The sequence below is a fragment of the Methylobacterium sp. E-046 genome (assembly GCF_022829625.1).
Taxonomy (GTDB): Bacteria; Pseudomonadota; Alphaproteobacteria; order Rhizobiales; family Beijerinckiaceae; genus Methylobacterium; species Methylobacterium longum.
The window spans coordinates 64,272-84,743 of sequence record NZ_JAKSYP010000183.1; the positions used below are offsets into that span (position 1 = coordinate 64,272).

The window sequence follows — 20,472 nt, forward strand, 5'->3', positions numbered from 1 at the left end:
GCCATGACCACGATCTTCGGTGTGCCGACGCAGGCCCTGTTCGGGCAGTTGCTGCTCGGCCTGATCAACGGCTCGTTCTACGCGATCTTGTCGCTCGGGCTGGCGATCATCTTCGGGCTCCTGAACATCATCAACTTCGCCCACGGCGCGCTCTACATGATGGGCGCGTTCGTGGCCTGGATGCTGCTCACCTACGTGGGCCTCGGCTACTGGTGGGCGCTGGGGCTCGCGCCCCTCGTGGTCGGCGCCTTCGGCATCGTGCTGGAGCGCGTGCTGATCGCCCGGCTCTACAAGCTCGACCACCTCTACGGGCTGCTCCTGACCTTCGGGCTGGCGCTGATCATCCAGGGCCTGTTCCGCAACCAGTACGGCGTCTCAGGCCTGCCCTACGCGATCCCGGCCGAGCTGTCCGGCGGCCAGCGGCTGCCGTTCATGTTCCTGCCGAACTACCGGGCCTGGGTGGTGGTCGCCTCCCTCACCGTCTGCATCGCCACCTGGCTCGTCATCGAGAAGACCAAGCTCGGCGCCTATCTGCGGGCCGCCACCGAGAACCCGACCCTGGTCCAGGCCTTCGGCGTGAACGTGCCGCTGTTCCTGACCTTGACCTACGGGTTCGGCGTCGCGCTGGCGGGCTTCGCCGGGGTTCTGGCCGCACCGATCTACTCGGTGAACCCCAACATGGGCGCCGACATCATCATCGTGGTCTTCGCCGTGGTGGTCATCGGCGGCATGGGCTCGATCATCGGATCGGTGATCACGGGCTTCGCGCTCGGTCTGGTCGAGGGGCTCACCAAGGTGTTCTATCCCGAGGCCTCGGCCACCGTGATCTTCGTGATCATGGTGCTGGTGCTGCTCGTCAAACCCGCCGGCCTGTTCGGGCGCACGGCCTGATCGCGATCGAAGGGACGAATCCCATGGCCGACACAGCTGCCATCGACGCCGCCCCGATCGCCGCCGCGCTGCCGGCGGCCCGGGACGACAAGGCCCTCCACCGCCTGATCTTCGTCGGCATCGCCGTGCTGCTGATCGTGGCGCCGCTCGTCCTCTACCCCGTCTACCTGATGAAGGTGCTGTGCTTCGCGCTGTTCGCGCTCGCCTTCAACCTGCTGCTCGGCTACGGCGGCCTGCTCTCCTTCGGCCACGCCGCCTATTTCGGCATGGCGAGCTACCTCTGCGCCTACACGGCCAAACAGCTCGGCTTCACGCCGGAACTCGCGATCCTCGCCGGCACCGCGACCGCCGCGCTGCTGGGGCTGATCTTCGGTTCGCTGGCGATCCGGCGCCAGGGCATCTATTTCTCGATGATCACCCTGGCGCTCGCCCAGATGGCGTTCTTCTTCTCCCTGCAGGCGAAGTTCACCGGCGGCGAGGACGGCATCCAGGCCGTGCCGCGCGGCAGCCTGTTCGGGGTGATCAGCCTCGCGGACGACCGGGCGATGTACGCGGTCGTCTGCGTGATCTTCATGGCCGGCATGCTGCTGATCTACCGCATCATCCACTCGCCCTTCGGGCAGGTGCTGAAGGCGATCCGCGACAACGAACCCAGGGCGATCTCCCTCGGCTACCGGGCGAGCCAGTACAAGCTCGCGGTGTTCGTGCTCTCGGCGACGCTGGCGGGGCTCGCGGGTTCCACCAAGGCGATCGTCTTCCAGCTCGCCTCGCTGACCGACGTCCACTGGTCGATGTCGGGCGAGGTGGTGCTGATGACCCTCGTCGGCGGCATGGGCACGGTGTTCGGGCCGATCGTCGGCGCGCTGGTCATCGTCACCATGGAGACGTACCTCGCGCAGTTCGGCGCCTGGGTGACGATCATCCAGGGCTGCGTCTTCGTCCTCTGCGTGCTGCTGTTCCGCGAGGGCGTCGTCGGCCTGATCGCCCGGGTGATCCGCAAGCCCCTCTGAGCTTAAGACTCCGTCTCGGGCCGGACCCCGCGGTCATCCTTCGTTAACCAAGAGCGTTCAACCTGGAGTTCCAGAACGGTCAGGTGCCGCCATGACGAAGGCCCTCGCGCTCAGTATCGACGACCCCGCCCATGACTGCCCGGTCCCGCCCGAGACCGTGGGGCGGCTGATCAAGTCCGATGCCGAGGGTGCCCGCTACCTGCTCGACGGCATCCCCGAGGCGACCCGGGCGCGACTGGCCGTGTGGCTCTACGGCCGCAGCCACACCCACGAGATCGGGATCCGCGTGGCCGCGACCTGCGAGGGCGCGACCCTCCGGCGGGCGGCCGGCCTCGTCGGCAACGTCCTCTACGACCTGTCGCGCCGTCCCTACGCGGCCCCGAGCCACGGGACGCGCAGCGGCGGCGGCAGCCGTATCTCCCTCGGCGGCTCCGCCCGGCGCGCCTGAGCGCCGCAGCCCGGCGCGCCTGAGCGCCGCAGCCCCGTCCCTGTCACCCGGCGCGATTGGAACGCCGCGCCGCAGCGGCTATCGTCGCGGCCGATGTCCACCCCCCCGACAGCCCTGCACGTCCGGCGCCTCGACCCCGTCCTCGTCGACCGCATCGCGGCCGGCGAGGTCGTGGAGCGGCCGGCCTCGGCGGTGAAGGAGCTGGTGGAGAACGCCGTCGATGCCGGCGCCCGGTCCGTCGAGGTCACGGTCGAGGCCGGCGGCCGCCGCCTGATCCGGGTGGTCGACGACGGCCGCGGGATGGCGCCGGAGGACCTCGACCTCGCGGTCGAGCGCCACGCCACCTCGAAGCTGCCGGGCGGCGACCTCGCGGCGATCCGGACGCTCGGCTTCCGCGGCGAGGCGCTCCCGTCGATCGGCGCCGTGTCGCGGCTCACCCTCGTCACCCGGACCCACGACGCCGAGGCCGGCGCGAGCCTCACCGTCGACGCGGGGCTGAAGGGCGCCGTCCGTCCCGCCCCGGCGCAGCGGGGGACGCGCATCGAGGTGACCGAATTGTTCGCCGCGACGCCGGCCCGCCTGAAGTTCCTGAAATCCGACCGGGCCGAGAACGCCGCCATCGCCGAGACCCTGCGCCGCCTCGCCGTGGCGCAGCCGAACGTGCGCTTCACGCTGCGGGCCGATGCCGGCCAGCCCCTCGTGCTGCCGGCCGAGGCCGGGGCGGACGCGGATCTGCGCCGCCTCACCGCGGTGCTGGGGCCGGACTTCGCGCCGAACGCGCTGCCGGTCAGCCTCGCGCGGGAGGGCTTCGCGGTGACCGGCCATGTCGGCCTGCCGACCTATCACCGCGGCGCGGCCGGCTACATCCACCTCGTGGTCAACGGCCGGCCGGTCCGGGACCGGCTGCTGCTCGGCGCGGTGCGCGGCGCCTACGCCGACACCCTCGCCTCCGACCGCCATCCGGTGCTGGGGCTCGCGATCGCGTGCGATCCGGATCTCGTCGACGTCAACGTGCACCCCGCCAAGACCGAAGTGCGCTTCCGCGAACCGGGGCTGGTGCGGGCCCTCGTGGTGAGCGCGATTCACGACGCCCTGCGCCGCGGCGGCGCCCGCTCGGCGACGACCGGCGCGGCCCGGACCCTCGACGCCCTGCGCCCCGCGGCTCCGGCCCTGGCGACCCATACGGGCGCGGCGATGCCGAGCCTGTTCCGGCCGACGCGCCCGGACCCCGTCGCGGCAAACACGCCCTCGGTGGCGGCCCCCGCCGGCTACCGGCAGCCGGGGGCGTGGCGGCCCGCGCCGTCCGGGGCCGCGACCGCGTGGGCATTCGACCGCGACGCCGCGCCCGGCTTCGGCGAGGCGGCCCAGGCCCCCTTCGCGGGACCGGCGGCCGCGCATGAGCCACTGGCCCCGCCGCAGGCGGACAGCCGTCCGGTCCCCGCCGCGGACGCGGCGGTGGACCATCCCCTCGGCGCGGCGCGGGCGCAGATCCACGAGACCTACATCCTGGCGCAGACCCGCGACGGCCTCGTTATCGTCGACCAGCACGCCGCGCACGAGCGCCTCGTCTACGAGCGCATGAAGGCCGAGCGGGCGGCGGGCGGGATCGCCCGGCAGGGCTTGCTCATCCCCGACGTCGTGGAGATGAGCCCTGAGGAGGCCGACCGCCTGGTCGCCGCCGCGCCGGACCTCGACCGGCTGGGCCTGTCCATCGAGGCGTTCGGCCCCGGCGCCGTGCTGGTGCGGGAGGTGCCGGCCGCGCTGATCGGCGCCTCGGTGCGCGACCTCGTGACCGACATCCTCGACGCCCTGGAGGCCGGCGGCGACGAGGAGGGTGGCGCCGCCGCGACGGTGGGCGGCCCGCTGGGCCGGCGCCTCGACGCGGTCCTGTCGCGGATGAGCTGCCACGGCTCGATCCGCGCCGGCCGGCGTCTGCGGCCCGAGGAGATGAACGCGCTCCTCCGTGAGATGGAGGCGACGCCGAATTCCGGCCAGTGCAACCACGGCCGGCCGACCTCCATCGAATTGAAGCTCTCCGACATCGAGCGGCTGTTCGGCCGCCGATAGGTTTCACCGCGCACAGGCACCCGCCGGAGGCCCCGACCCATGGATTTCACCATCTCGCCCCGCGTCGAGGCGTACCGCGCCCGGATCGCGGCCTTCGTCGACACGCACATCCTGCCCCTGGAGGCGGACCCGTCCGCCTATGACGGGCACGGGAACATCGGCTTGGGCGAACTGGCCCGACTGCGCGGCCTCGCGCAGGAGCAGGGTCTCTGGTGCCTCCAGCTCAGGCCTGAGACCGGCGGGGCCGGCCTCGACAAGGTCGGCATGGCGGTCTGCTACGAGGCGATGAACCGCTCGATCTTCGGGCCGGTCGTGTTCAACTCCGCGGCGCCAGACGACGGCAACATGATGGTGCTCGAGAAGGTGGCGACCCCCGCCCAGAAGGAGCGCTGGCTCGCGCCGATCGTGGACGGCCGGGTGCGCTCCGCCTTCGCCATGACCGAGCCGCATCCCGGCGGCGGCTCCGATCCCGGCATGATCCAGACGCGGGCCGAGCGGCGGGGCGACACCTACGTGGTCACCGGCCGCAAGTGGTACATCACCGGCGCCGAGGAGGCCGCCCACTTCATCCTGATGGCGCGCACCTCCGACGACGCGCGGAAAGGTCTGACCGCCTTCCTGTTCCACAAGGACCAGCCCGGCTGGGAGATCCTGCGCCGCATCCCGATCATGGGGCCGGAGGAGCATGGCGGCCATTGCGAGCTGCTGTTCGATGGTCTGGAGATCCCCGCCGAAAACGTCCTGATGAACGAGGGCGACGGGCTGAAGCTCACGCAGATCCGCCTCGGGCCGGCGCGGCTGACGCACTGCATGCGCTGGCTCGGCCTGTCGAAGCGCTGCGTCGAGATCGCCCGGGCCTACGCGGCCGAGCGCCACGGCTTCGGCATACGGCTGGCCGACCGCGAGAGCATCCAGCTCATGCTGGGCGACCTCGCGATGCGGATCGAGGTCGGCCGCCTGCTGGTGATGAAGGCCGCCTGGGCGCTCGATCAGGGCAGCTTCGCCCGCAAGGAGGTCTCGATGGCCAAGGTGCACGTGGCCAACCTCCTCCACGCGGCGGCCGACGTGGCGATCCAGATCAACGGCGCCCGAGGCTACTCGACCGACACGCCGCTGGAATGGATCTACCGCTACGCCCGGCAGGCCCGGCTGGTGGACGGCGCCGACGAGGTCCACAAGATGGTGCTGAACCGCAACCTGGAGGCGGAGGGCGATGCCTTCTGGACGTGGACCGTCGGGGCGTGACCGCCGGGCCGGCGACGACGCGCCGGTATCCGACCCCGTACCCGCATCCTGATCTGCCCGCGCCCGCGGTCCGGCACCGCCGCACGCGGGGCCGGGATCCGATGTCCGCGTCCCGCGACAGGATCTGACAGGCGCACCGAAGCGTGGAGTTTATGACGATGACCGATGTCGTGATCACAGGGGCGGTACGGACCGCGATCGGCACGTTCGGGGGGTCGCTCGCATCGATCCCGCCGGCGGCGTTGGCGGCGCAGTGCGTCGCGGAGGCGCTCAGGCGCGCCGCGACCGCGCCCGAAGCGATCGGCCACGTGGTCTTCGGCAGCGTGATTCCCACCGAACCGCGGGACGCCTACCTCGCGCGCGTCGCCGCCATGGAGGGCGGCATCCCCAAGGAGGTGCCTGCCATGACGGTCAACCGCCTCTGCGGCAGCGGCTTGCAGGCGATCGTCTCGGCCGCGCAATCGATCCTCCTCGGGGATGCCGAGACGGCAGTCGCCGGGGGAGCCGAGAGCATGAGCCGCGCGCCGCATCTGCTGAAGGTCGGGCGCACCGGCCAGCGCATGGGCGATGCCGTGCTGGTGGACTACATGCTGGGCGCGCTGAACGACCCGTTCGGCAACGGCCATATGGGCGTCACCGCCGAGAACGTGGCGGAGCGCTACGCCGTCTCCCGCGACCAGCAGGACGCCTTCGCGGCCGAGAGCCAGGCCCGGGCCGCGCGGGCGATCCGCGAAGGACGGTTCCGCGACCAGATCCTGCCGGTCGCCGTGCAGCGCAAGCGCGAGACGGTGGCGTTCGACACCGACGAGCACCCCAAGGCCGCGAGCGCCGAGGAGTTGGCGAAGCTGCGCCCGGCCTTCTCGAAGACCGGCAGCGTGACGGCCGGCAACGCCTCGGGCCTCAACGACGGCGCCGCCGCCCTCGTCCTGTCCAGCGCCGACCGGGCGGAGCGGGACGGCCGCACGCCCCTGGCCCGCATCGTCGGCTACGCCCATGCCGGCGTGGACCCGTCCGAGATGGGCATGGGTCCGGTCCCGGCCGTGCGCCGATTGCTGGAGCGGACGGGCCTGCGGGCCGCGATTTCGACGTGATCGAATCGAACGAGGCCTTCGCGTCCCAGGCCTGCGCCGTCTCCCGCGAACTCGACCTCGACCCCGCGAAGGTCAATCCGAACGGCGGCGCCATCGCGCTCGGCCATCCGATCGGCGCGACGGGGGCGATCATCACCGTGAAGGCGCTCTACGAGCTGGCCCGGACGGGCGGACGCTACGGGCTGGTGACCATGTGCATCGGTGGCGGACAGGGTATCGCCATGGCCGTCGAGCGGCTGCGCTGAGATGGCCGACCTCTTCGATCTCGCCGGCCGGCACGTCCTGGTGACCGGCGCCTCCAGCGGCCTCGGCCGCCACTTCGCCGGGACGCTGGCGCGCGCGGGGGCGCACCTGTCCCTCTGCGCGCGCCGGGCGGACGCCCTCGCCGAGACCGTCGCCGGGGTCGCCGGGGAGGGCGGGCAAGCGCAGGCCGTCGTCATGGACGTCACCGACGCGGCCAGCATCGAGCGGGCCCTCGACGCCGCCGAGGCCCGCTTCGGTCCAGTCCGTGTCGTCGTCAACAATGCCGGGATCACCGCGACGAAGCCCGCCCTCGACCTCGACGAGGCCGACTGGGACGGGGTCCTCGATACGAACCTGAAGGGCGTCTGGCTGGTGGCTCAGGCGGCCGGCCGGCGCATGGTCCGCCACGGCGCGGGCGGCAGCATCGTCAACATCGCGTCGATCCTGGGCCTGCGGGTCACCGGCGGACTGGCGCCCTACGCGGCCTCGAAGGCCGGGGTCGTCCAGCTGACCAAGAGCCTCGCCCTCGAATGGGCGCGCTACGGCATCCGGGTGAACGCCCTGGCGCCCGGCTACATCAAGACCGAGCTGAACGACGCGTTCTTCGAATCGGAGCCCGGCAAGGCCCTGATCAAGCGGGTGCCGCAGCGGCGTCTGGGGGAGGCGGCCGAACTCGACGGGCCGCTCCTCCTGCTCGCCTCCGATGCCGGCGCGTACATGACCGGCAGCGTCGTGGCGGTCGATGGCGGCCACCTCGTGTCGGGCCTGTAGCGGATGGATCAGGATCGGTTGCGCATCTGGCTGGCCGAGACGCTCGGCTGCCCGGACCTCGCCATCGCGGATACGCGTCCCCTCGGCGGCGGCTCCATTCAGGAGAATCGCCTTGTCAGCTGCCGGGTCGGCGACGACGTGCGCGCCTTCGTGCTGCGCATGGACGCGGCCGCCACCATCGCGTCGAGCCGGACCCGTGCCGAGGAGTTCCGGATCCTGGAGGCGGTCTGGAACGCCGGGGTCCGGGTGCCCGAACCCGTCGCCTTCTGCGAGGATCCGGAGGTGATCGGCGCCCCGTTCGCGGTCATGGGGCTGGTCGAGGGCGTGGGGCTGGGCCCGCGGATCGCCAAGGATCCGAGCCTCGGCGGCGACCGGGAGCAGCTCGCCGAGACCCTGGGCCGCGAGCTGGCGAAGATCCACGCCGCGCTCGACCCGCGGGCGCTGCCGGCCGGGCTCGCCTTCCTGGGCGCGCCCGAACCGGATCCTGCGCGAGCCGAGATCGCGCGTCTGCGCGCGAGCCTCGACGGTATCGGTGTCCGGCGCCCGGCGATCGAGTGGGGGCTGCGTTGGGGGGAGGTCCGCGCCCCGGCCTGCCCGGCGCCGACCCTCGTGCACCGGGATTTCCGGACGGGCAACTACATGGTCGACGGATCCGGCCTCACGGCCGTGCTGGACTGGGAGTTCGCCGGCTGGGGTGACCCGGATCAGGACCTCGGCTGGTTCTGCGCCGCCTGCTGGCGCTTCGGCCGGCCCGAGCGTGAGGCGGGCGGCGTCGGTTCCCGCGCGGCCTTCTACCGGGGCTATACGTCCGAGAGCGGGCGGACGGTCGATCCGGCGCGCGTGGCCTACTGGGAGGTGATGGCCCATGTGCGCTGGGCGGTGATCGCGCTGGAGCAGGGCGCGCGCCACGTCTCCGGACGCGAGTTCTCCCTCGAACTGGCGCTGACCGGCCGGATGGTGCCCGACCTGGAACGGGCGATCCTGCGGGCGACCGCCCCCGCCGCATGGAGCTGAGCATGCAGGACGAACCCTCCGGCGCCGCCCTCCTCGACGCGGCCCGCCGCGCCCTCACCGAGGAGGTCGTGCCCGGCCTCACCGGCCGCCCGCGCTACGTCGCCCTGATGGTGGCCAACGCTCTGGGCATCGCGGCCCGGGACATCACCCAGGCCGAATTCTGGCGGGCGACGGCCGGACGCGTCGTGGCCGGAGAACCCGTCGAGACGCTCATCGAGGCGATCCGCGCAGGCGAACGCGACGCCGATCCGGAGCTGCACGCCGCCCTGACTGCGGCGGCGGAGGTTGCCGCGCAGATCTGGAAGCCGGCCGCCCCGGGCGCGTGAGCCGCCCTGGGCGGATTCGCGTCGACGGACCGGATGGGGCTTCGAGGTCGCGCGCGGTCAGGCGCGGGCCGCGATCGGGGAGGGCGGGACCGTCCGGCCCCGTCGCCGTTTCCGGGCCCGCCTTCGCACCGATGTCGGCGACGTCTTGGGCGACCTGCGGCGCCCCGGCACGGCGCCAGTCCGGGATCGTGGCGCCGGACCGAGAACCGACCCGCTCCGCTCGCGAGGTCCTGTGGGGCCTCCCGTCGGCATCGCGCGATCACAGTGCCCGCGCTTGGTCGCGCAGGACGAATTTCTGGATCTTGCCGGTCGAGGTTTTCGGAAGCGCCCCGAACACCACGGTCTTCGGCACCTTGAACCGCGCCAGCCTGTCCCGGCAGAAGGCGATCACCTCTTGATCGCTGGGGATCATGGCCCCGGGCTTCATCTCCAGGAACGCGCAGGGGCTCTCACCCCAGGTCGCGTCCGGACGCGCCACGACGGCCGCCAGCATCACCGCGGGGTGGCGCATCAGCACCTCCTCGACCTCCAGGCTGGAGATGTTCTCGCCGCCCGAGATGATGATGTCCTTCGCCCGGTCCTTGATCTCCACGGAACCGTCCGGGTGCCAGACGGCGAGGTCGCCGGTCCGATACCAGCCGCCGTCGAGCGCCCGCTCCGTGGCGTCGGGATTGCCGAGGTAGCCCTTCATCACGGTGTTGCCGCGCAGGACGATCTCGCCGACCGCCGCACCGTCCCGCGGCACCGGCTCGCCGCCCGCCGGATCGACGACCGCCACCGCCTCGAGGGTGGCGAGCGGTACGCCCTGGCGGGCCATCCGGGCGTAGCGGTCCGCGTCGGACAGTTCGGCCCAGTCCGGCTGCGCGAGGCAGACCGTGGCCGGGCCGTAGCTCTCGGTGGCGCCGTAGAGATGCGTCACCTGGAAGCCCAGTTCCTCCATGGTGCGGATGATCGTGGAGGACGGCGCCGCGCCGCCGACGGCGCAGCGCACCCGCTGCGGGAAGGCCGTGCGGTCGGAGGCCGGGGCGTGGGCGAGCATCGACAGCACGATCGGCGCGCCGCAGAGATGCGTCACGCCGTGCCGGGCGATCAGACGGAAGATCGCCGACGGCTCGACCTTGCGCAGGCAGACCTGGGTGGCGCAGGCGGCCACGCTCGCCCACGGGTAGGACCAGCCGCTGCAGTGGAACATCGGCAGGGTCCAGAGATACACGCTCTCGGCGGTCAGCCCGAAGGTGACGGCGTTGCCGAGCGCCTGGAGGTAGGCGCCGCGGTGGCTGTAGACCGCGCCCTTCGGGTCGCCGGTCGTGCCGGAGGTGTAGAGCAGGCAGAGGGACTGCCACTCGTCCGCCGGGCCGGCCCAGGCATGGTCCGGGTCCCCCGCTTCGAGGAGCGCCTCGTAGGGGATCGCGCCGTCGAGGCCCGTCTCGCCGATCGCCACCACCAGGACGGGCTGCGCGAGGTCCGCGAGCGCCCGCGCCGCCAGCGGCGCGCACTCGGCCTCGACGATCAGCACCCGGGCGTCGCCATGCGCCAGGGAGAAGGCGATTGTCGCCGGGTCGAGGCGGGTGTTGAGCGGGTTGAGCACGGCGCCGAGCATCGGCACCGCGAAGTGCGCCTCGATCATCTCGGTCACGTTCGGGGCGAGGATCGCGACGGTGTCGAGGGTCCCGACGCCGCGGGCCGCCAGGGCCGAGGCGAGGCGGCGGCACCGGACGTAGAGGTCCGCGTAGGTGAGGCGCCGGTCGCCGTCGATCACCGCGACCCGGCCGGGAACGGCGGCGGCCGCGCGCGCCAGGAGGCTCGCCGGGGTCAGCGGCACGTAATTGGCGGGCGTCCGATCGAGCCCGGACTCGAACCGGTGCCGACCGGCGCCCTCTGGGCGCGCGGGGCTCTGAGGGGTCTCCGTCATCATGCGGCCTTCTGCGCGGGCGGCGGGCGTGGCGTTCGCTCCGCGGGAAGAGTTTTCGCGGCTGCCACGGCTGTCAATCGCCGCCGCGGTCGCGATCGCCGACCGGGTCGCATTCTGTCACGACGCATGGTTGACGGCGGGACCGCCCTGACGGAAGGCCATTTCTGATCGACGCGCCACCCTTGGCGGCGCAACTGGCGATGCGGGGGACGACCTTGGGAAACGACAACCTGCCGGCCGTCTCCATGCAAGCCGGACGCGAGGCGGCCGAGACCGGGGTCGCGCGGGCGCGGGAGGCCTATGAGCGCTTCGCCGAGGCCGGCGAGATGGCGCTCAACGCCTTCGAGACCACGATGGCGCAGAGCTTCGACGGCTGGCGCGCCGTGATGGGCTCCAGCCGCGAGACCGCCCATCAGCTGGCCGACAGCAACGTGGCGGGCACCCGCCGGATGCGCGAGCAGTGGGAGGCCGCGGGCGCCCGGCTGTACAACGCCTTCGAGGACAACGCGGTCCACGCCATGGCGGCGATGCGCGAGATCGGGCACCGCGTGCTGGTGGCGGCGGATACGAACATCCGCGCCAACCTGGACTTCGCGGACCGCATCGCGAAGGCTTCGGACGCGCAGGAGGCCGCGGCGCTGAACCTCGCCTTCCTCCAGGAGCAGTCGCGCCGCATCACCGACCAGATGGTCGACCTCCACCAGACGACCAGCCGGCTCGCCCGCGAGGCCGCTGCCCGATCCGAAAAGCCGTGAGCGTCACCTCAGCGGAGCAGGCCGCTGCGGATCCGGGCGCGGCGATGCCGCGGCTCGACGACCTCAGCCGCGCCGACGTGCCGTTCCGGACCGGTCACTTCTGGGCCTACGCGCCGCACGATTTCCACCGCATCGCCTACGTCGAATGGGGGGATCCCGCTTCGCCGCACGTGGTGGTCTGCGTCCACGGCCTGAGCCGCCAGGGCCGGGACTTCGATCCGCTGGGCTACCGGCTGGCGAAGATGGGCTACCGGGTCATCTGCCCGGACCTGCCCGGGCGCGGCCTGAGCGGATGGCTCAAGGATCCGGAACTCTACGGCCTTCCGCAATACGCCGCCGACATGGCAGCGCTGGTCGCGCACCTGCGGATCCCCGGCAAGATCGACTGGGTCGGCACCTCCCTGGGCGGGCTCACCGGCATGGTGCTGGCCGCCGCGGCCAACACGCCGATCCGCCGCATGGTCATCAACGATATCGGGCCGTTCCTGCCCTGGGCGCCGATCCGCCATATCGGCTCGCGCCTGCGCGACGCGCCGCGGCTCCACCACAACCTCGCCTCGGGCGAGTCGCGTCTGCGCATCGTGCTGGGGGCCTTCGGGCCGCTCACCGACGAGCAGTGGCGCCACATCGCCAAGCACAGCTTCTTCCGCGAGCCCAGCGGCGGCTGGCGCCCCCACTACGATCCCGGCATCGGCGACGCGTTCCGGCCCGGTCGGGTCTACAGCGTCAGCATGTGGCGGGACTGGGACGCCATCGCGTGTCCGGTGCTGCTGCTGCGCGGGGCGCTCTCGGAGCTGCTCCTGGCCAGCACCGCGGATGAGATGACCCGGCGCGGGCCGCCGACCCAGCGGGTCGAGATCGCCGATTGTGGCCACGCGCCGGCCCTGCTGGACGATGCCCAACTCAAGATCGTGACGGACTGGCTCGGTCCGGCCGCCTGAGTCGCGCTTCCGGGCGTCGGTGCTGGGAACGGGGCGCATTTCGGCATCGGCCGTCCGGCAGTCCAGCCCGCGTAAGATCGCGGTTCTCCGGACAGTTCGTCCGCCTCTGCCAGTTTTTACAGATGTAATTCTACGCATTCACCCGACTCAATTTCTCTAATAGCGTCGATTGGTTCAGATAAACCCTTTCCGACATCCGACGCGCTCCAGACCTGTGCTGCTGATCTCATGTTTCTCCCGCGTAACCATTCATTGCGTGCAGTGTCCGCCTGTGGCATCAACGACTGCAGGTCGAAAGCTTGGCCGCGCGACGGAGTGCCGGTGGGTCGTGATCCGCGGCCGACGACGCGGGCGGGCTGGCCAACCACAGATTTGACGTTCGGACGACTTCCCATGGCCAATCCCACCCCCAAGCCGAAGCAGACCACCGCGATCGATCACGGGGTCGGCAGCCGCATCGCGTTCCTGCGTGCCGCCAACGGGCTGAGCCAGTCCGCCCTCGCCAGCGCGCTGGGCGTGAGCTTCCAGCAGGTCCAGAAATACGAGACCGGGAAGAACCGCGTCGGGGCCGGCCGCCTGCAGGCGATCGCCGAGCGCCTCGGAGTGCCGGTCGCCAGCTTCTTCGATCCGGAACCGGAAACCGGACTGGAGAACGGGCCGACGCTGCTGAGGGTCTCCGGCTCCCTTGAGCTTCTGCGGGCCTACAACCAGATCTTGGACGATCAGATCCGCCGCGACGTGCTGGCCCTGGTGAAATCCGCGGCGCGGCTCGCCCACAGCCGTGCGGCGGACCGGATCGCGTCCGGCGACTGAGATCCGGGTCTCGCGCGGGGCGGTTCGCTCAGCTCCGGCGATCGGTTTCCGGGGGTGAAGGCCGGTGTGTTCGATGGATCCCGTCAACCTGCTCGAAGATCTGCCGGTTCAGGCTCCGGACGAGGAGGTGTCGGTGCTTGTCGCCGCGCCAGGGCTTCGGGTGGAGCGCATCGTCTCGTATGGCCATGCGAGCCCACCCGGGTTTCACTACGACCAGCCGCATTCCGAGTGGGTCACCGTCCTGGCTGGCTCGGCCGATCTGCGATTCGCCGACGAGGCGACGCTGCGGCATCTCAGAATGGGCGACTCGGTCCTAATCGCGCCGCACCGCCGTCACCGGGTGGAACGCACGGAGTCTCCGACCGTGTGGCTAGCGGTTCATTTCGGTCCGGATATCGAAGTTCCGGAGGACGGGTGACACGGGTTCAGGCGGCGTAGCGCGCGACGGCGACCGCCGTGTCGCCGTAGATGCGGCGCTCCAGTTCGGTGAAGCCCGGCGGCCACGGGATCCGCACGGATTCGGCCTCTTCCACGACCACCAGGGCACCGGCGGCGAGCCACGCGCCCTCGGCGGCGCTCGACAGCGCCCGCGGCGCCAGATCGCGGTTGTAGGGTGGATCGCAGAAGGCCAGGGTGAACTGTCCGGCGGTGCCAGCCGGCCCGAGACGGGTCGCGTCGCGGCGGAACAGGCGCGTGACGCCCTCAGCCCCCAGCGCCTCTATGTTGGAGCGGATCACCGCGCGGGCCTCGGCACCATCATCGACCAGCAGGGCATAGGCGGCCCCGCGCGACAGCGCCTCGAAGCCGAGAGCCCCGGTACCCGCGAACAGGTCGAGCACCCGGGCGCCCGCGATGGCCTCATCGTAGGCATGCGTCAGCACGTTGAAGAGCGATTCCCGCAGGCGGTCCGACGTCGGCCGGATCGCGTCGGTGCGCGGCGTCGCGAGCCTTCGGCCCCGCCACGCACCGCCGACGATCCTCATCGCCCGTCGCGCGGCGGCCTGCCGCCGGGCTTGGAACCACCGGGCCTGGATCCGCCGGGCCTCGCACCGCCACCGGGCCTGGCACCGCCACCCGGCCTGGCACCGCCAGGCTTGAACCCACCAGACTTGAAACCGCCGGGCTTACCGTCCCGCGCACCGCCGGGGCGGCCGCCGGGCCTGGCATCGCCTCCGCCGGACGCACCCTTGCCGAAACTCTTGCCGAAGCCCTTGCCGGCGAAGCCGCCGGGCTTGCCACCACCCGGGTTGGCGCCACGGGGCTTCGGACCATCGAAGGCCGGCCTGCCACCGGCGGAGTCCGGCCGCTGAGACCGAAACCCGCCCTTGCCGCGGGGTGCGCCCTCCGACGGAGCACCGTCGAAGGAGCGCTCACGGCCAGCAGGCCTGGGACCACGGCGGTCATCCTGACGGGTCTGCGCGCGGGGACCTTCGGCGGCGCGCGCCGCGTCCCGATGCGGCCGGTCCCCGGCACCGCGCTCGCCGCGCGGGGCGAAGCCACGCTCGCCGCGCGGTGCGAAGTTGCCCTCGCCGCGCGGTGCCGGACGCTGGTCGCCGCGCGGAGCGAAGCCGCGCTCGCCGCCGGATCCGCCCTCGCGCCCAGGGCGCCCCCCCGGGCTGCGCTGCGACCGCTCGGACCGTCCGTCGTCGGCATAGCGGCGACGCGGCTGCTCGGCGGGCGCGGCCTCGACCGGCGTCGCCGCCAGGCGTTCCACGACCACCCGGCGCTCGCCGGACTTGATCGAGCCCACGCGCTCACGGCCGCGCTCGGCCGCGGCGGATTGCGCGGCTCGGGGATCGGCCCCCCGGCGCGGGATGCGCGTGCCGCGCGGCTTCGTTCCGTCGTCGTCGCGCCACGTGGCGTTGCGCGGCCCCGAACCGCTGCCGCCCGTCGAGACGCGCGGCGTCGGTGCGGGGCGGGCTGCGTTGCGCCGGCTGGCGGCCGTCTGGGCCGGTGCGGAATCCCGATCGGTTTTTTTCGGCCCGCCGAAGGGCGTGATGGGCTCGCGGACCGGGCTCTCGAAATCCACGCCGGCCTGCTCGGCGAGACTCTTGCCGAGCTGATCCTTGAGGACGCGGGTCCGCACCTCCTCGACGAGTCCGACCTCCAGATCCCCGAGCTGGAACGGCCCGAAGGAGAGGCGGATCAGCCGGTTCACCGAGAGGCCGAGATGTTCGAGGATCCGCTTGACCTCGCGGTTCTTGCCCTCGCGCAGGCCGAGCGTCAGCCAGACGTTGTCACCCTGAACGCGGTCCAGGGTCGCCTCGATCGGACCGTACTCCATGCCGTCGATCGTCACGCCGCGCGCCAGCCGGTCGAGCTGCGCCTGATCGGTATCCCCGTGGGCACGGACGCGGTAGCGGCGCAGCCAGCCCGTGTCGGGATGGGCGATCACCTTGGCGAGGCCGCCGTCGTTGGTCAGCAGCAGCAGGCCCTCGGTGTTGATGTCGAGCCGCCCTACGGCCACGACCCGGGGCAGCTCCTCGGGCAGCACCTCGAAGACGGTCTGCCGTCCCTCCGGATCCTTGGCGGTGGTGACGACACCGCGCGGCTTGTGGAAGATCCACAGGCGGCTGCGCTCGCGCAACGGCATGGGGGCGCCGTCGACGAGGACCCGATCGTCCTCGGTCACGTTGCGCGCCGGGGAGGTCAAGGTCTCGCCGTTGACGCTCACCCGGCCGGCCAGGATCATCACCTCGGCATCGCGCCGGGACGCGATGCCGGCCCGGGCCATCGCCTTGGCGATGCGCTCGCCCGGCGGGGTCACGGCCGACATGTCCTCGCCGCTCTCCCCCTCCGTCTCCGGCTCCGGGTCTCGCTCGGGCGCGGCCGGTCCGGCCGGCCGCTTCGCGGCGCGGGCCTTCACCGGACGGGACTCGGGTTCGGCGGGCAGGCTCGCGTCGGTGCTCGGGGCCCACTCTGCGGACCGCGTGGTCTCGGGCTCGGGGCGGGCGGAGCCCTCCGGCGGGTTGTCGTTCGGCGTGTCGCTCATGACCGCGCCTTATCAGAGCCATCACCGACAGGCGAGACTGCTCTCGAAAACGGGCCTGGACGCGCGCGCCCAACGAAAAGGGGCGGCCCCATGGACCGCCCCGTCGACGATGCCGATCGGCCGGCGTCAGAGTCTTGGCGAGCGGCCCCGCATCACGCCGAACACGGCCGAGATGAGGAAGAGAGCGATCGCCACGAAGAAGACGATCTTCGCCGCCTCCATGGCGGTGCCGGCAATGCCGCCGAAACCCAGCAGCGCCGCGACGAGCGCGACGACGAGAAACGTTACCGCCCAACCGATCATGGCATCCTCGCGTTATTCAAGCCGGTTCAAGACTGGAACCCGCGCGATGCGGGTCCCGTTCCGATCGTCGCCGCTCAGAGCTTGTCGGTCGCCGACTTCACCGCGCCCTTGGCGTCGCCCACGGTGCCCTGGGCCTTGCCCTTGAGCTCCTGAGCCGCACCCTCGGCCTTCATCTTGTCGTTGCCGGTCACGTCGCCCAGGCCCTGCTTGGCCTTGCCGAGGGCCTCGTTGGCGGCGCCCTTGATCTTGTCGGTGGTGCTGCTCATGGCGATGTCCTTCTTGCGGTTGCTGCGGCGACGCCGCAATCGGTCAAGAAACGGTCACGGTCGCTCGAATGTTCCAGGCCTTAACATTGCCCTGTGTTAGTTCGCTGCGCCGCCCGTATCCGCGTCCGCGATGGCCCGCTTCGGCGATGGAGTGAGTACACCTTGGCTGCAGATCCGATCCGGCCGGCGGAGTTCACATCTGCGAGCGTGGGGACGGCCTTCGATCGCGCCTTCGCGGCGGCCCGCGCGGCGGCGGACCTCGGCGAGGTGCCGGTCGGGGCCGTGGTCGTCCGGGACGGCGCCGTGCTAGCCGTCGCGCATAACCAACCTCGGACCCTGCGGGACCCGACGGCCCATGCCGAGATCCTGGCGATACGGGCCGCCTGCGCGGCCGTCGGGGACGAACGCCTGACCGGCTGCGACCTCTACGTGACGCTGGAGCCGTGCCCGATGTGCGCGGGAGCGATCTCCTTCGCGCGGATCCGGCGGCTCTACTACGGGGCGGCGGACCCGAAGGGCGGCGGCGTCGAGCACGGTCCGCGGGTCTTCAACCAGCCGACCTGCCACCATGCGCCGGAGGTCTATGGCGGCTTCCGCGAGGGGGAGGCGGCGGCCCTGCTGCGGGCCTTCTTCGCGCAGAGGCGGTCTTGACCCGCGGGCCCCCGGCCGCCGACCCTGCGGACCCCGTTCACGACCTGGAGGGCCGCCCGATGACACCGACATATTCCCGCGCCCTGATCGTCGGCGCGGGCTCGGGCCTGAGCGCGTCGCTCGCCCGGCTCCTGTCCGCCGACGGCCTCAAGGTCGGCCTCGCGGCCCGGACCATCGAGAAGCTCGCCGATCTGGCCACCGAGACCGGCGCCGTCGTCCACACCTGCGACGCGAGCCGGCCGGATGACGTCGAGGCGCTGTTCGCCGGGATGGAGCCGGCCCTCGGGGGCGCCCCCGACGTGGTGGTGTACAATGCCAGCGGGCGGCTGCGCGGGCCGGTGATCGATCTGGATCCAGGCGCCGTCGCCCAGGCCCTGATGGTCTCGGCTTACGGCGGGTTCCTCGTGGCGCAGGCCGCGGCGCGTCGCATGCTGCCGCACCGCCACGGCGCGATCCTCCTGACCGGCGCCTCCGCGAGCGTGAAGGGTTATGCCGGGTCGGCGCCCTTCGCCATGGGCAAGTTCGCCCTGCGGGGTCTCGGGCAGAGCCTCGCCCGCGAGTTGCAGCCGCAGGGGATCCACGTGGCGCACGTCGTGATCGACGGCGCCATCCGTAATCCGATGCGCGGCGGCGAGCCGGCGGATGCGCCCGACAGCCACCTCGATCCGGATGCCATCGCCCGCGCCTACCGCGATCTGCTGCGGCAGGACCGCAGCGCCTGGACGTCCGAGCTGGAGTTGCGCCCCTGGGTGGAGCGGTTCTGATCCGGACTACGGATTGACCCGCACGCCCAGCAGGACCGTGTTCTCGTTGAAGCTCGACCCGAGCACCGTGCTGTTGATCTGCTGGTAGATGTAGGTGCCGCGCAGGGTCAGCCAGCGCGTCAGGTGGTAGTCCAGCCGGGCGGTGGCCGAGAACCCGTTTTCCCGGATCGTGCTGCCCTGGTAGACGTTCCGCAGGAACGAGCCGCCGACCACGAGCGACAGGTTGCGCAGCAGATCGTGCTGCACCTCCAGGGTCCCGACATCGGTGAGGATGCCGCTGGAGCCGGGGATCGTCGTCTCGGTGACGCCGGTGGCCGCCGTGAGCCGCACCGTCGTGAGCGGGCTCGCCGACCAGACGAGGGCGGCGTTGACCAGCGGTGCGTTGACGTCGCGCAGGCTCGGATCGACGTAGGTGCGGTGCTGGATGCCGGCCGAGACCTCGCCGGTGAGTGTCCGCGCGAGACCGAAGCTGGCCCCGACCGCGAAGGCGATGCCGTCCGAATCCCGCGGCACCCCGGTCGGGTCGCGCCTAACATCGTACACGCGGGTGTCGCCAAGGAGGTCGACGAAGGGGCTGAAATCCGGATTGACCTCGTAGGCCGTGCGCAGCTGTAGGCTGTATTGGTTCAGGTTCCGATCGGCCTGGTTGATAATCGTCCCGTCGGAGAGGCGCGCGTTGTCGAATTCGGAGCGATCGACGGAGCCGCGCAGCGTCACGGAGAGCCTATTGAACGTCTCCGTCGCGCCGAGGGAGGCCCCGTAGACCGCCAGGAGCGGCCGGCTCGTCGCGGTGGCGACCTGAAGGTTGCCGGCCGCGGCCTGGAGGTTCGGGCTCGAGGTGCGCTGCGTGTCCACCAGGAAGCGCCCTTCGGCGTCGATGTGGAGGTCCCGGCTGGCGTCGATGCGCAGGCGGACCGTCCCGTCCGCGGCCGGGCGGCTGGCCGCCTCGTTCTGGGGTGTCTCGAGGTAGGCGCCGCGCAGCGAGCCCTGGAGCGCGCTGGACGACCAGTTGCTCTGGAAATCGACCGCCGCCTCGGTGCGGAGCGCCACCGAGCCCTTCGCGAATTCCCGGCTGGTCTGATCGGGATTCGAATCATAGCCGATGCTCTGTGCGAAGCTCGGCAGCACCGTGAAGGTGCCGACCTGATAGCCGATCGGCGCATAGGCGGGGTCGGTCGGGATCGCCCGGGCGAGATCCGTCCCGAGGATGAAGCCGGGTGTCAGCAGGCCGAGGGCCGAGGAGAGCGGCAGGAGCGACAGGATCGGCCGCACCGGCGTCGTCGCCTGCGGCAGCGGCACCCCGACCACGGGCTGCTGGATGATCGGTGTCAGCCGGAGGGCCGGGCTCGGGACCTGGGTGATCTCCTGCGTGATCCGCCGGGTAGCGGTCCCGAGCCGCCGCGGCGGCGCCGCGCGGGTCCGCAGCAAGCTCGACGGCGCGAGGTTTCGCGGCGCCGTCGAGCTGCCGCCCGTGCGCTGGCCGCCGGTGGTGATACGCGTGTCGAGTTGGGAGAGGCCCGGCTGGGCCTGCGACTGCGTCGGGATGGCCGGCGACAGGGGCGACCGCAGGCTGTCGCCGCCGGTCTGCTCTCCGCTGGTCGCGTCGCCGCCCGGCGAGGCGCGCCCCTCGTCGCGCGACAGGCCGTCGGGAATGCGCCGGCGGAGCGTCGGCAGGCCGTTCGGTGCGGTATCCTGACCGATGCCGGGATTGTCGGGCTGTCCCGCGACGGGGCTCGTCGCGTCGAACCGCTGGGCCACGGCCGGCGTCGTCGCGAGCGCGACAGCCAGCGCCGCGACGCCGAGCCGCATCTGTCGCCCTTCCAGCCGGTCAGCCCCCGCCGTCAGCACCTGATCTCGGTCTCCGCCTTCGTCCCGAGCGCCGGATGCTGGGATTCGCTGACCGCGCCGCGGCCAAACTGGTCATCGGCATGGTTAATGAAGGCTAGGCCGTCGTGGTTAATTCCCCGTC

The 20,472-nt window shown here is 71.9% G+C and carries 20 protein-coding genes and 1 pseudogene; 15 read left to right on the forward strand and 6 right to left on the reverse strand.

Annotated elements, in window-relative coordinates; translation table 11 throughout:
• The first annotated feature begins 3 nt into the window (after positions 1-3).
• From MKK82_RS18620 to MKK82_RS18660, 9 genes and pseudogenes are all read left to right on the forward strand, one after another.
• Positions 4-891 carry a branched-chain amino acid ABC transporter permease gene (locus tag MKK82_RS18620; protein WP_043380394.1) on the forward strand — a complete coding sequence of 296 codons (888 nt, stop codon included), beginning with the start codon at positions 4-6 and terminating at the stop codon, positions 889-891.
• 23 nt (positions 892-914) lie between these two features.
• Positions 915-1,901, forward strand: a complete 987-nt coding sequence (locus tag MKK82_RS18625) for a branched-chain amino acid ABC transporter permease (protein ID WP_238286367.1) — start codon at positions 915-917, stop codon at positions 1,899-1,901.
• A 91-nt stretch (positions 1,902-1,992) separates the two neighbouring features.
• Complete coding sequence (locus tag MKK82_RS18630) at positions 1,993-2,349, forward strand: hypothetical protein (protein ID WP_238286368.1); 357 nt, start codon at positions 1,993-1,995, stop codon at positions 2,347-2,349.
• 93 nt (positions 2,350-2,442) lie between these two features.
• The gene (gene mutL, locus MKK82_RS18635; RefSeq protein ID WP_243986444.1) at positions 2,443-4,416 is read left to right on the forward strand and encodes a DNA mismatch repair endonuclease MutL; all 1,974 of its coding nucleotides are present in this window, start codon (positions 2,443-2,445) and stop codon (positions 4,414-4,416) included.
• A gap of 39 nt (positions 4,417-4,455) precedes the next feature.
• The gene (locus MKK82_RS18640) at positions 4,456-5,661 is read left to right on the forward strand and encodes an acyl-CoA dehydrogenase family protein (RefSeq protein ID WP_238286370.1); all 1,206 of its coding nucleotides are present in this window, start codon (positions 4,456-4,458) and stop codon (positions 5,659-5,661) included.
• Positions 5,662-5,819: 158 nt separating this feature from the next.
• Positions 5,820-6,997 (forward strand): annotated as a pseudogene (locus MKK82_RS18645) (acetyl-CoA C-acyltransferase family protein).
• A 1-nt stretch (position 6,998) separates the two neighbouring features.
• Complete coding sequence (locus MKK82_RS18650; protein WP_238286372.1) at positions 6,999-7,766, forward strand: SDR family NAD(P)-dependent oxidoreductase; 768 nt, start codon at positions 6,999-7,001, stop codon at positions 7,764-7,766.
• Between the two features lie 18 nt (positions 7,767-7,784).
• On the forward strand, positions 7,785-8,780 hold the full coding sequence (locus tag MKK82_RS18655; RefSeq protein ID WP_238286373.1) for a phosphotransferase family protein: 996 nt from the start codon (positions 7,785-7,787) through the stop codon (positions 8,778-8,780).
• A 2-nt stretch (positions 8,781-8,782) separates the two neighbouring features.
• Positions 8,783-9,106 carry a DUF6285 domain-containing protein gene (locus MKK82_RS18660; RefSeq protein WP_238286374.1) on the forward strand — a complete coding sequence of 108 codons (324 nt, stop codon included), beginning with the start codon at positions 8,783-8,785 and terminating at the stop codon, positions 9,104-9,106.
• Positions 9,107-9,365: 259 nt separating this feature from the next.
• Here MKK82_RS18660 and MKK82_RS18665 read toward each other — a convergent pair whose 3' ends face one another.
• Positions 9,366-11,018, reverse strand: coding sequence for an AMP-binding protein (locus MKK82_RS18665; RefSeq protein WP_238286584.1), 1,653 nt, complete (start codon positions 11,016-11,018; stop codon positions 9,366-9,368).
• Positions 11,019-11,233: 215 nt separating this feature from the next.
• Here MKK82_RS18665 and MKK82_RS18670 point away from each other — a divergent pair, with 215 nt between their 5' ends.
• The 4 genes from MKK82_RS18670 to MKK82_RS18685 all read left to right on the forward strand — a co-directional run bounded on the left by MKK82_RS18670 (position 11,234) and on the right by MKK82_RS18685 (position 13,945).
• Positions 11,234-11,773: a phasin family protein gene (locus tag MKK82_RS18670; protein WP_238286375.1), complete on the forward strand. Its 540-nt coding sequence runs from the start codon at positions 11,234-11,236 to the stop codon at positions 11,771-11,773.
• The gene (locus MKK82_RS18675) at positions 11,770-12,714 is read left to right on the forward strand and encodes an alpha/beta fold hydrolase (RefSeq protein WP_238286376.1); all 945 of its coding nucleotides are present in this window, start codon (positions 11,770-11,772) and stop codon (positions 12,712-12,714) included. The genes MKK82_RS18670 and MKK82_RS18675 overlap by 4 nt, the downstream gene beginning before the upstream one ends.
• Before the next feature lie 393 nt (positions 12,715-13,107).
• Positions 13,108-13,527, forward strand: coding sequence for a helix-turn-helix domain-containing protein (locus MKK82_RS18680; RefSeq protein WP_238286378.1), 420 nt, complete (start codon positions 13,108-13,110; stop codon positions 13,525-13,527).
• A gap of 73 nt (positions 13,528-13,600) precedes the next feature.
• A complete protein-coding gene (locus MKK82_RS18685; RefSeq protein WP_238286380.1) occupies positions 13,601-13,945 on the forward strand; it encodes a cupin domain-containing protein in 345 nt (114 codons plus the stop codon).
• A 7-nt stretch (positions 13,946-13,952) separates the two neighbouring features.
• Here MKK82_RS18685 and rsmD read toward each other — a convergent pair whose 3' ends face one another.
• From rsmD to MKK82_RS18705, 4 genes are all read right to left on the reverse strand, one after another.
• Positions 13,953-14,510, reverse strand: coding sequence for a 16S rRNA (guanine(966)-N(2))-methyltransferase RsmD (gene rsmD / locus MKK82_RS18690; protein WP_238286382.1), 558 nt, complete (start codon positions 14,508-14,510; stop codon positions 13,953-13,955).
• Complete coding sequence (locus MKK82_RS18695) at positions 14,507-16,519, reverse strand: pseudouridine synthase (RefSeq protein ID WP_243986446.1); 2,013 nt, start codon at positions 16,517-16,519, stop codon at positions 14,507-14,509. Before MKK82_RS18695 ends, rsmD begins: the two co-directional genes overlap by 4 nt.
• A gap of 126 nt (positions 16,520-16,645) precedes the next feature.
• Positions 16,646-16,822 carry a DUF1328 domain-containing protein gene (locus MKK82_RS18700; RefSeq protein ID WP_012317097.1) on the reverse strand — a complete coding sequence of 59 codons (177 nt, stop codon included), beginning with the start codon at positions 16,820-16,822 and terminating at the stop codon, positions 16,646-16,648.
• Positions 16,823-16,896: 74 nt separating this feature from the next.
• Positions 16,897-17,088 carry a CsbD family protein gene (locus tag MKK82_RS18705; protein WP_238286384.1) on the reverse strand — a complete coding sequence of 64 codons (192 nt, stop codon included), beginning with the start codon at positions 17,086-17,088 and terminating at the stop codon, positions 16,897-16,899.
• A gap of 162 nt (positions 17,089-17,250) precedes the next feature.
• On the opposite strand from MKK82_RS18705, the gene MKK82_RS18710 reads away from it, so the two are divergent.
• Positions 17,251-17,739 (forward strand): nucleoside deaminase, encoded by a 489-nt coding sequence (locus MKK82_RS18710; protein ID WP_238286385.1) that lies wholly within the window; start codon positions 17,251-17,253, stop codon positions 17,737-17,739.
• A 59-nt stretch (positions 17,740-17,798) separates the two neighbouring features.
• Positions 17,799-18,503, forward strand: coding sequence for an SDR family NAD(P)-dependent oxidoreductase (locus MKK82_RS18715; protein WP_238286386.1), 705 nt, complete (start codon positions 17,799-17,801; stop codon positions 18,501-18,503).
• 6 nt (positions 18,504-18,509) lie between these two features.
• Here MKK82_RS18715 and MKK82_RS18720 read toward each other — a convergent pair whose 3' ends face one another.
• On the reverse strand, positions 18,510-20,312 hold the full coding sequence (locus MKK82_RS18720; RefSeq protein WP_243986448.1) for an outer membrane beta-barrel protein: 1,803 nt from the start codon (positions 20,310-20,312) through the stop codon (positions 18,510-18,512).
• Positions 20,313-20,472 lie beyond the last annotated feature (160 nt).

What these genes read in the sequence shown, in the direction of transcription:
- MKK82_RS18620 (WP_043380394.1), top strand. Translation starts at nt 4, where the DNA reads ATGACCACGATCTTCGGTGTGCCGACGCAGGCCCTGTTCGGGCAGTTG.
- MKK82_RS18625 (WP_238286367.1), top strand. Translation starts at nt 915, where the DNA reads ATGGCCGACACAGCTGCCATCGACGCCGCCCCGATCGCCGCCGCGCTG.
- MKK82_RS18630 (WP_238286368.1), top strand. Translation starts at nt 1,993, where the DNA reads ATGACGAAGGCCCTCGCGCTCAGTATCGACGACCCCGCCCATGACTGC.
- mutL (WP_243986444.1), top strand. Translation starts at nt 2,443, where the DNA reads ATGTCCACCCCCCCGACAGCCCTGCACGTCCGGCGCCTCGACCCCGTC.
- MKK82_RS18640 (WP_238286370.1), top strand. Translation starts at nt 4,456, where the DNA reads ATGGATTTCACCATCTCGCCCCGCGTCGAGGCGTACCGCGCCCGGATC.
- MKK82_RS18650 (WP_238286372.1), top strand. Translation starts at nt 6,999, where the DNA reads ATGGCCGACCTCTTCGATCTCGCCGGCCGGCACGTCCTGGTGACCGGC.
- MKK82_RS18660 (WP_238286374.1), top strand. Translation starts at nt 8,783, where the DNA reads ATGCAGGACGAACCCTCCGGCGCCGCCCTCCTCGACGCGGCCCGCCGC.
- MKK82_RS18665 (WP_238286584.1), bottom strand. Translation starts at nt 11,018, where the DNA reads ATGACGGAGACCCCTCAGAGCCCCGCGCGCCCAGAGGGCGCCGGTCGG.
- MKK82_RS18680 (WP_238286378.1), top strand. Translation starts at nt 13,108, where the DNA reads ATGGCCAATCCCACCCCCAAGCCGAAGCAGACCACCGCGATCGATCAC.
- MKK82_RS18685 (WP_238286380.1), top strand. Translation starts at nt 13,601, where the DNA reads ATGGATCCCGTCAACCTGCTCGAAGATCTGCCGGTTCAGGCTCCGGAC.
- rsmD (WP_238286382.1), bottom strand. Translation starts at nt 14,510, where the DNA reads ATGAGGATCGTCGGCGGTGCGTGGCGGGGCCGAAGGCTCGCGACGCCG.
- MKK82_RS18695 (WP_243986446.1), bottom strand. Translation starts at nt 16,519, where the DNA reads ATGAGCGACACGCCGAACGACAACCCGCCGGAGGGCTCCGCCCGCCCC.
- MKK82_RS18700 (WP_012317097.1), bottom strand. Translation starts at nt 16,822, where the DNA reads ATGATCGGTTGGGCGGTAACGTTTCTCGTCGTCGCGCTCGTCGCGGCG.
- MKK82_RS18705 (WP_238286384.1), bottom strand. Translation starts at nt 17,088, where the DNA reads ATGAGCAGCACCACCGACAAGATCAAGGGCGCCGCCAACGAGGCCCTC.
- MKK82_RS18715 (WP_238286386.1), top strand. Translation starts at nt 17,799, where the DNA reads ATGACACCGACATATTCCCGCGCCCTGATCGTCGGCGCGGGCTCGGGC.
- MKK82_RS18720 (WP_243986448.1), bottom strand. Translation starts at nt 20,312, where the DNA reads ATGCGGCTCGGCGTCGCGGCGCTGGCTGTCGCGCTCGCGACGACGCCG.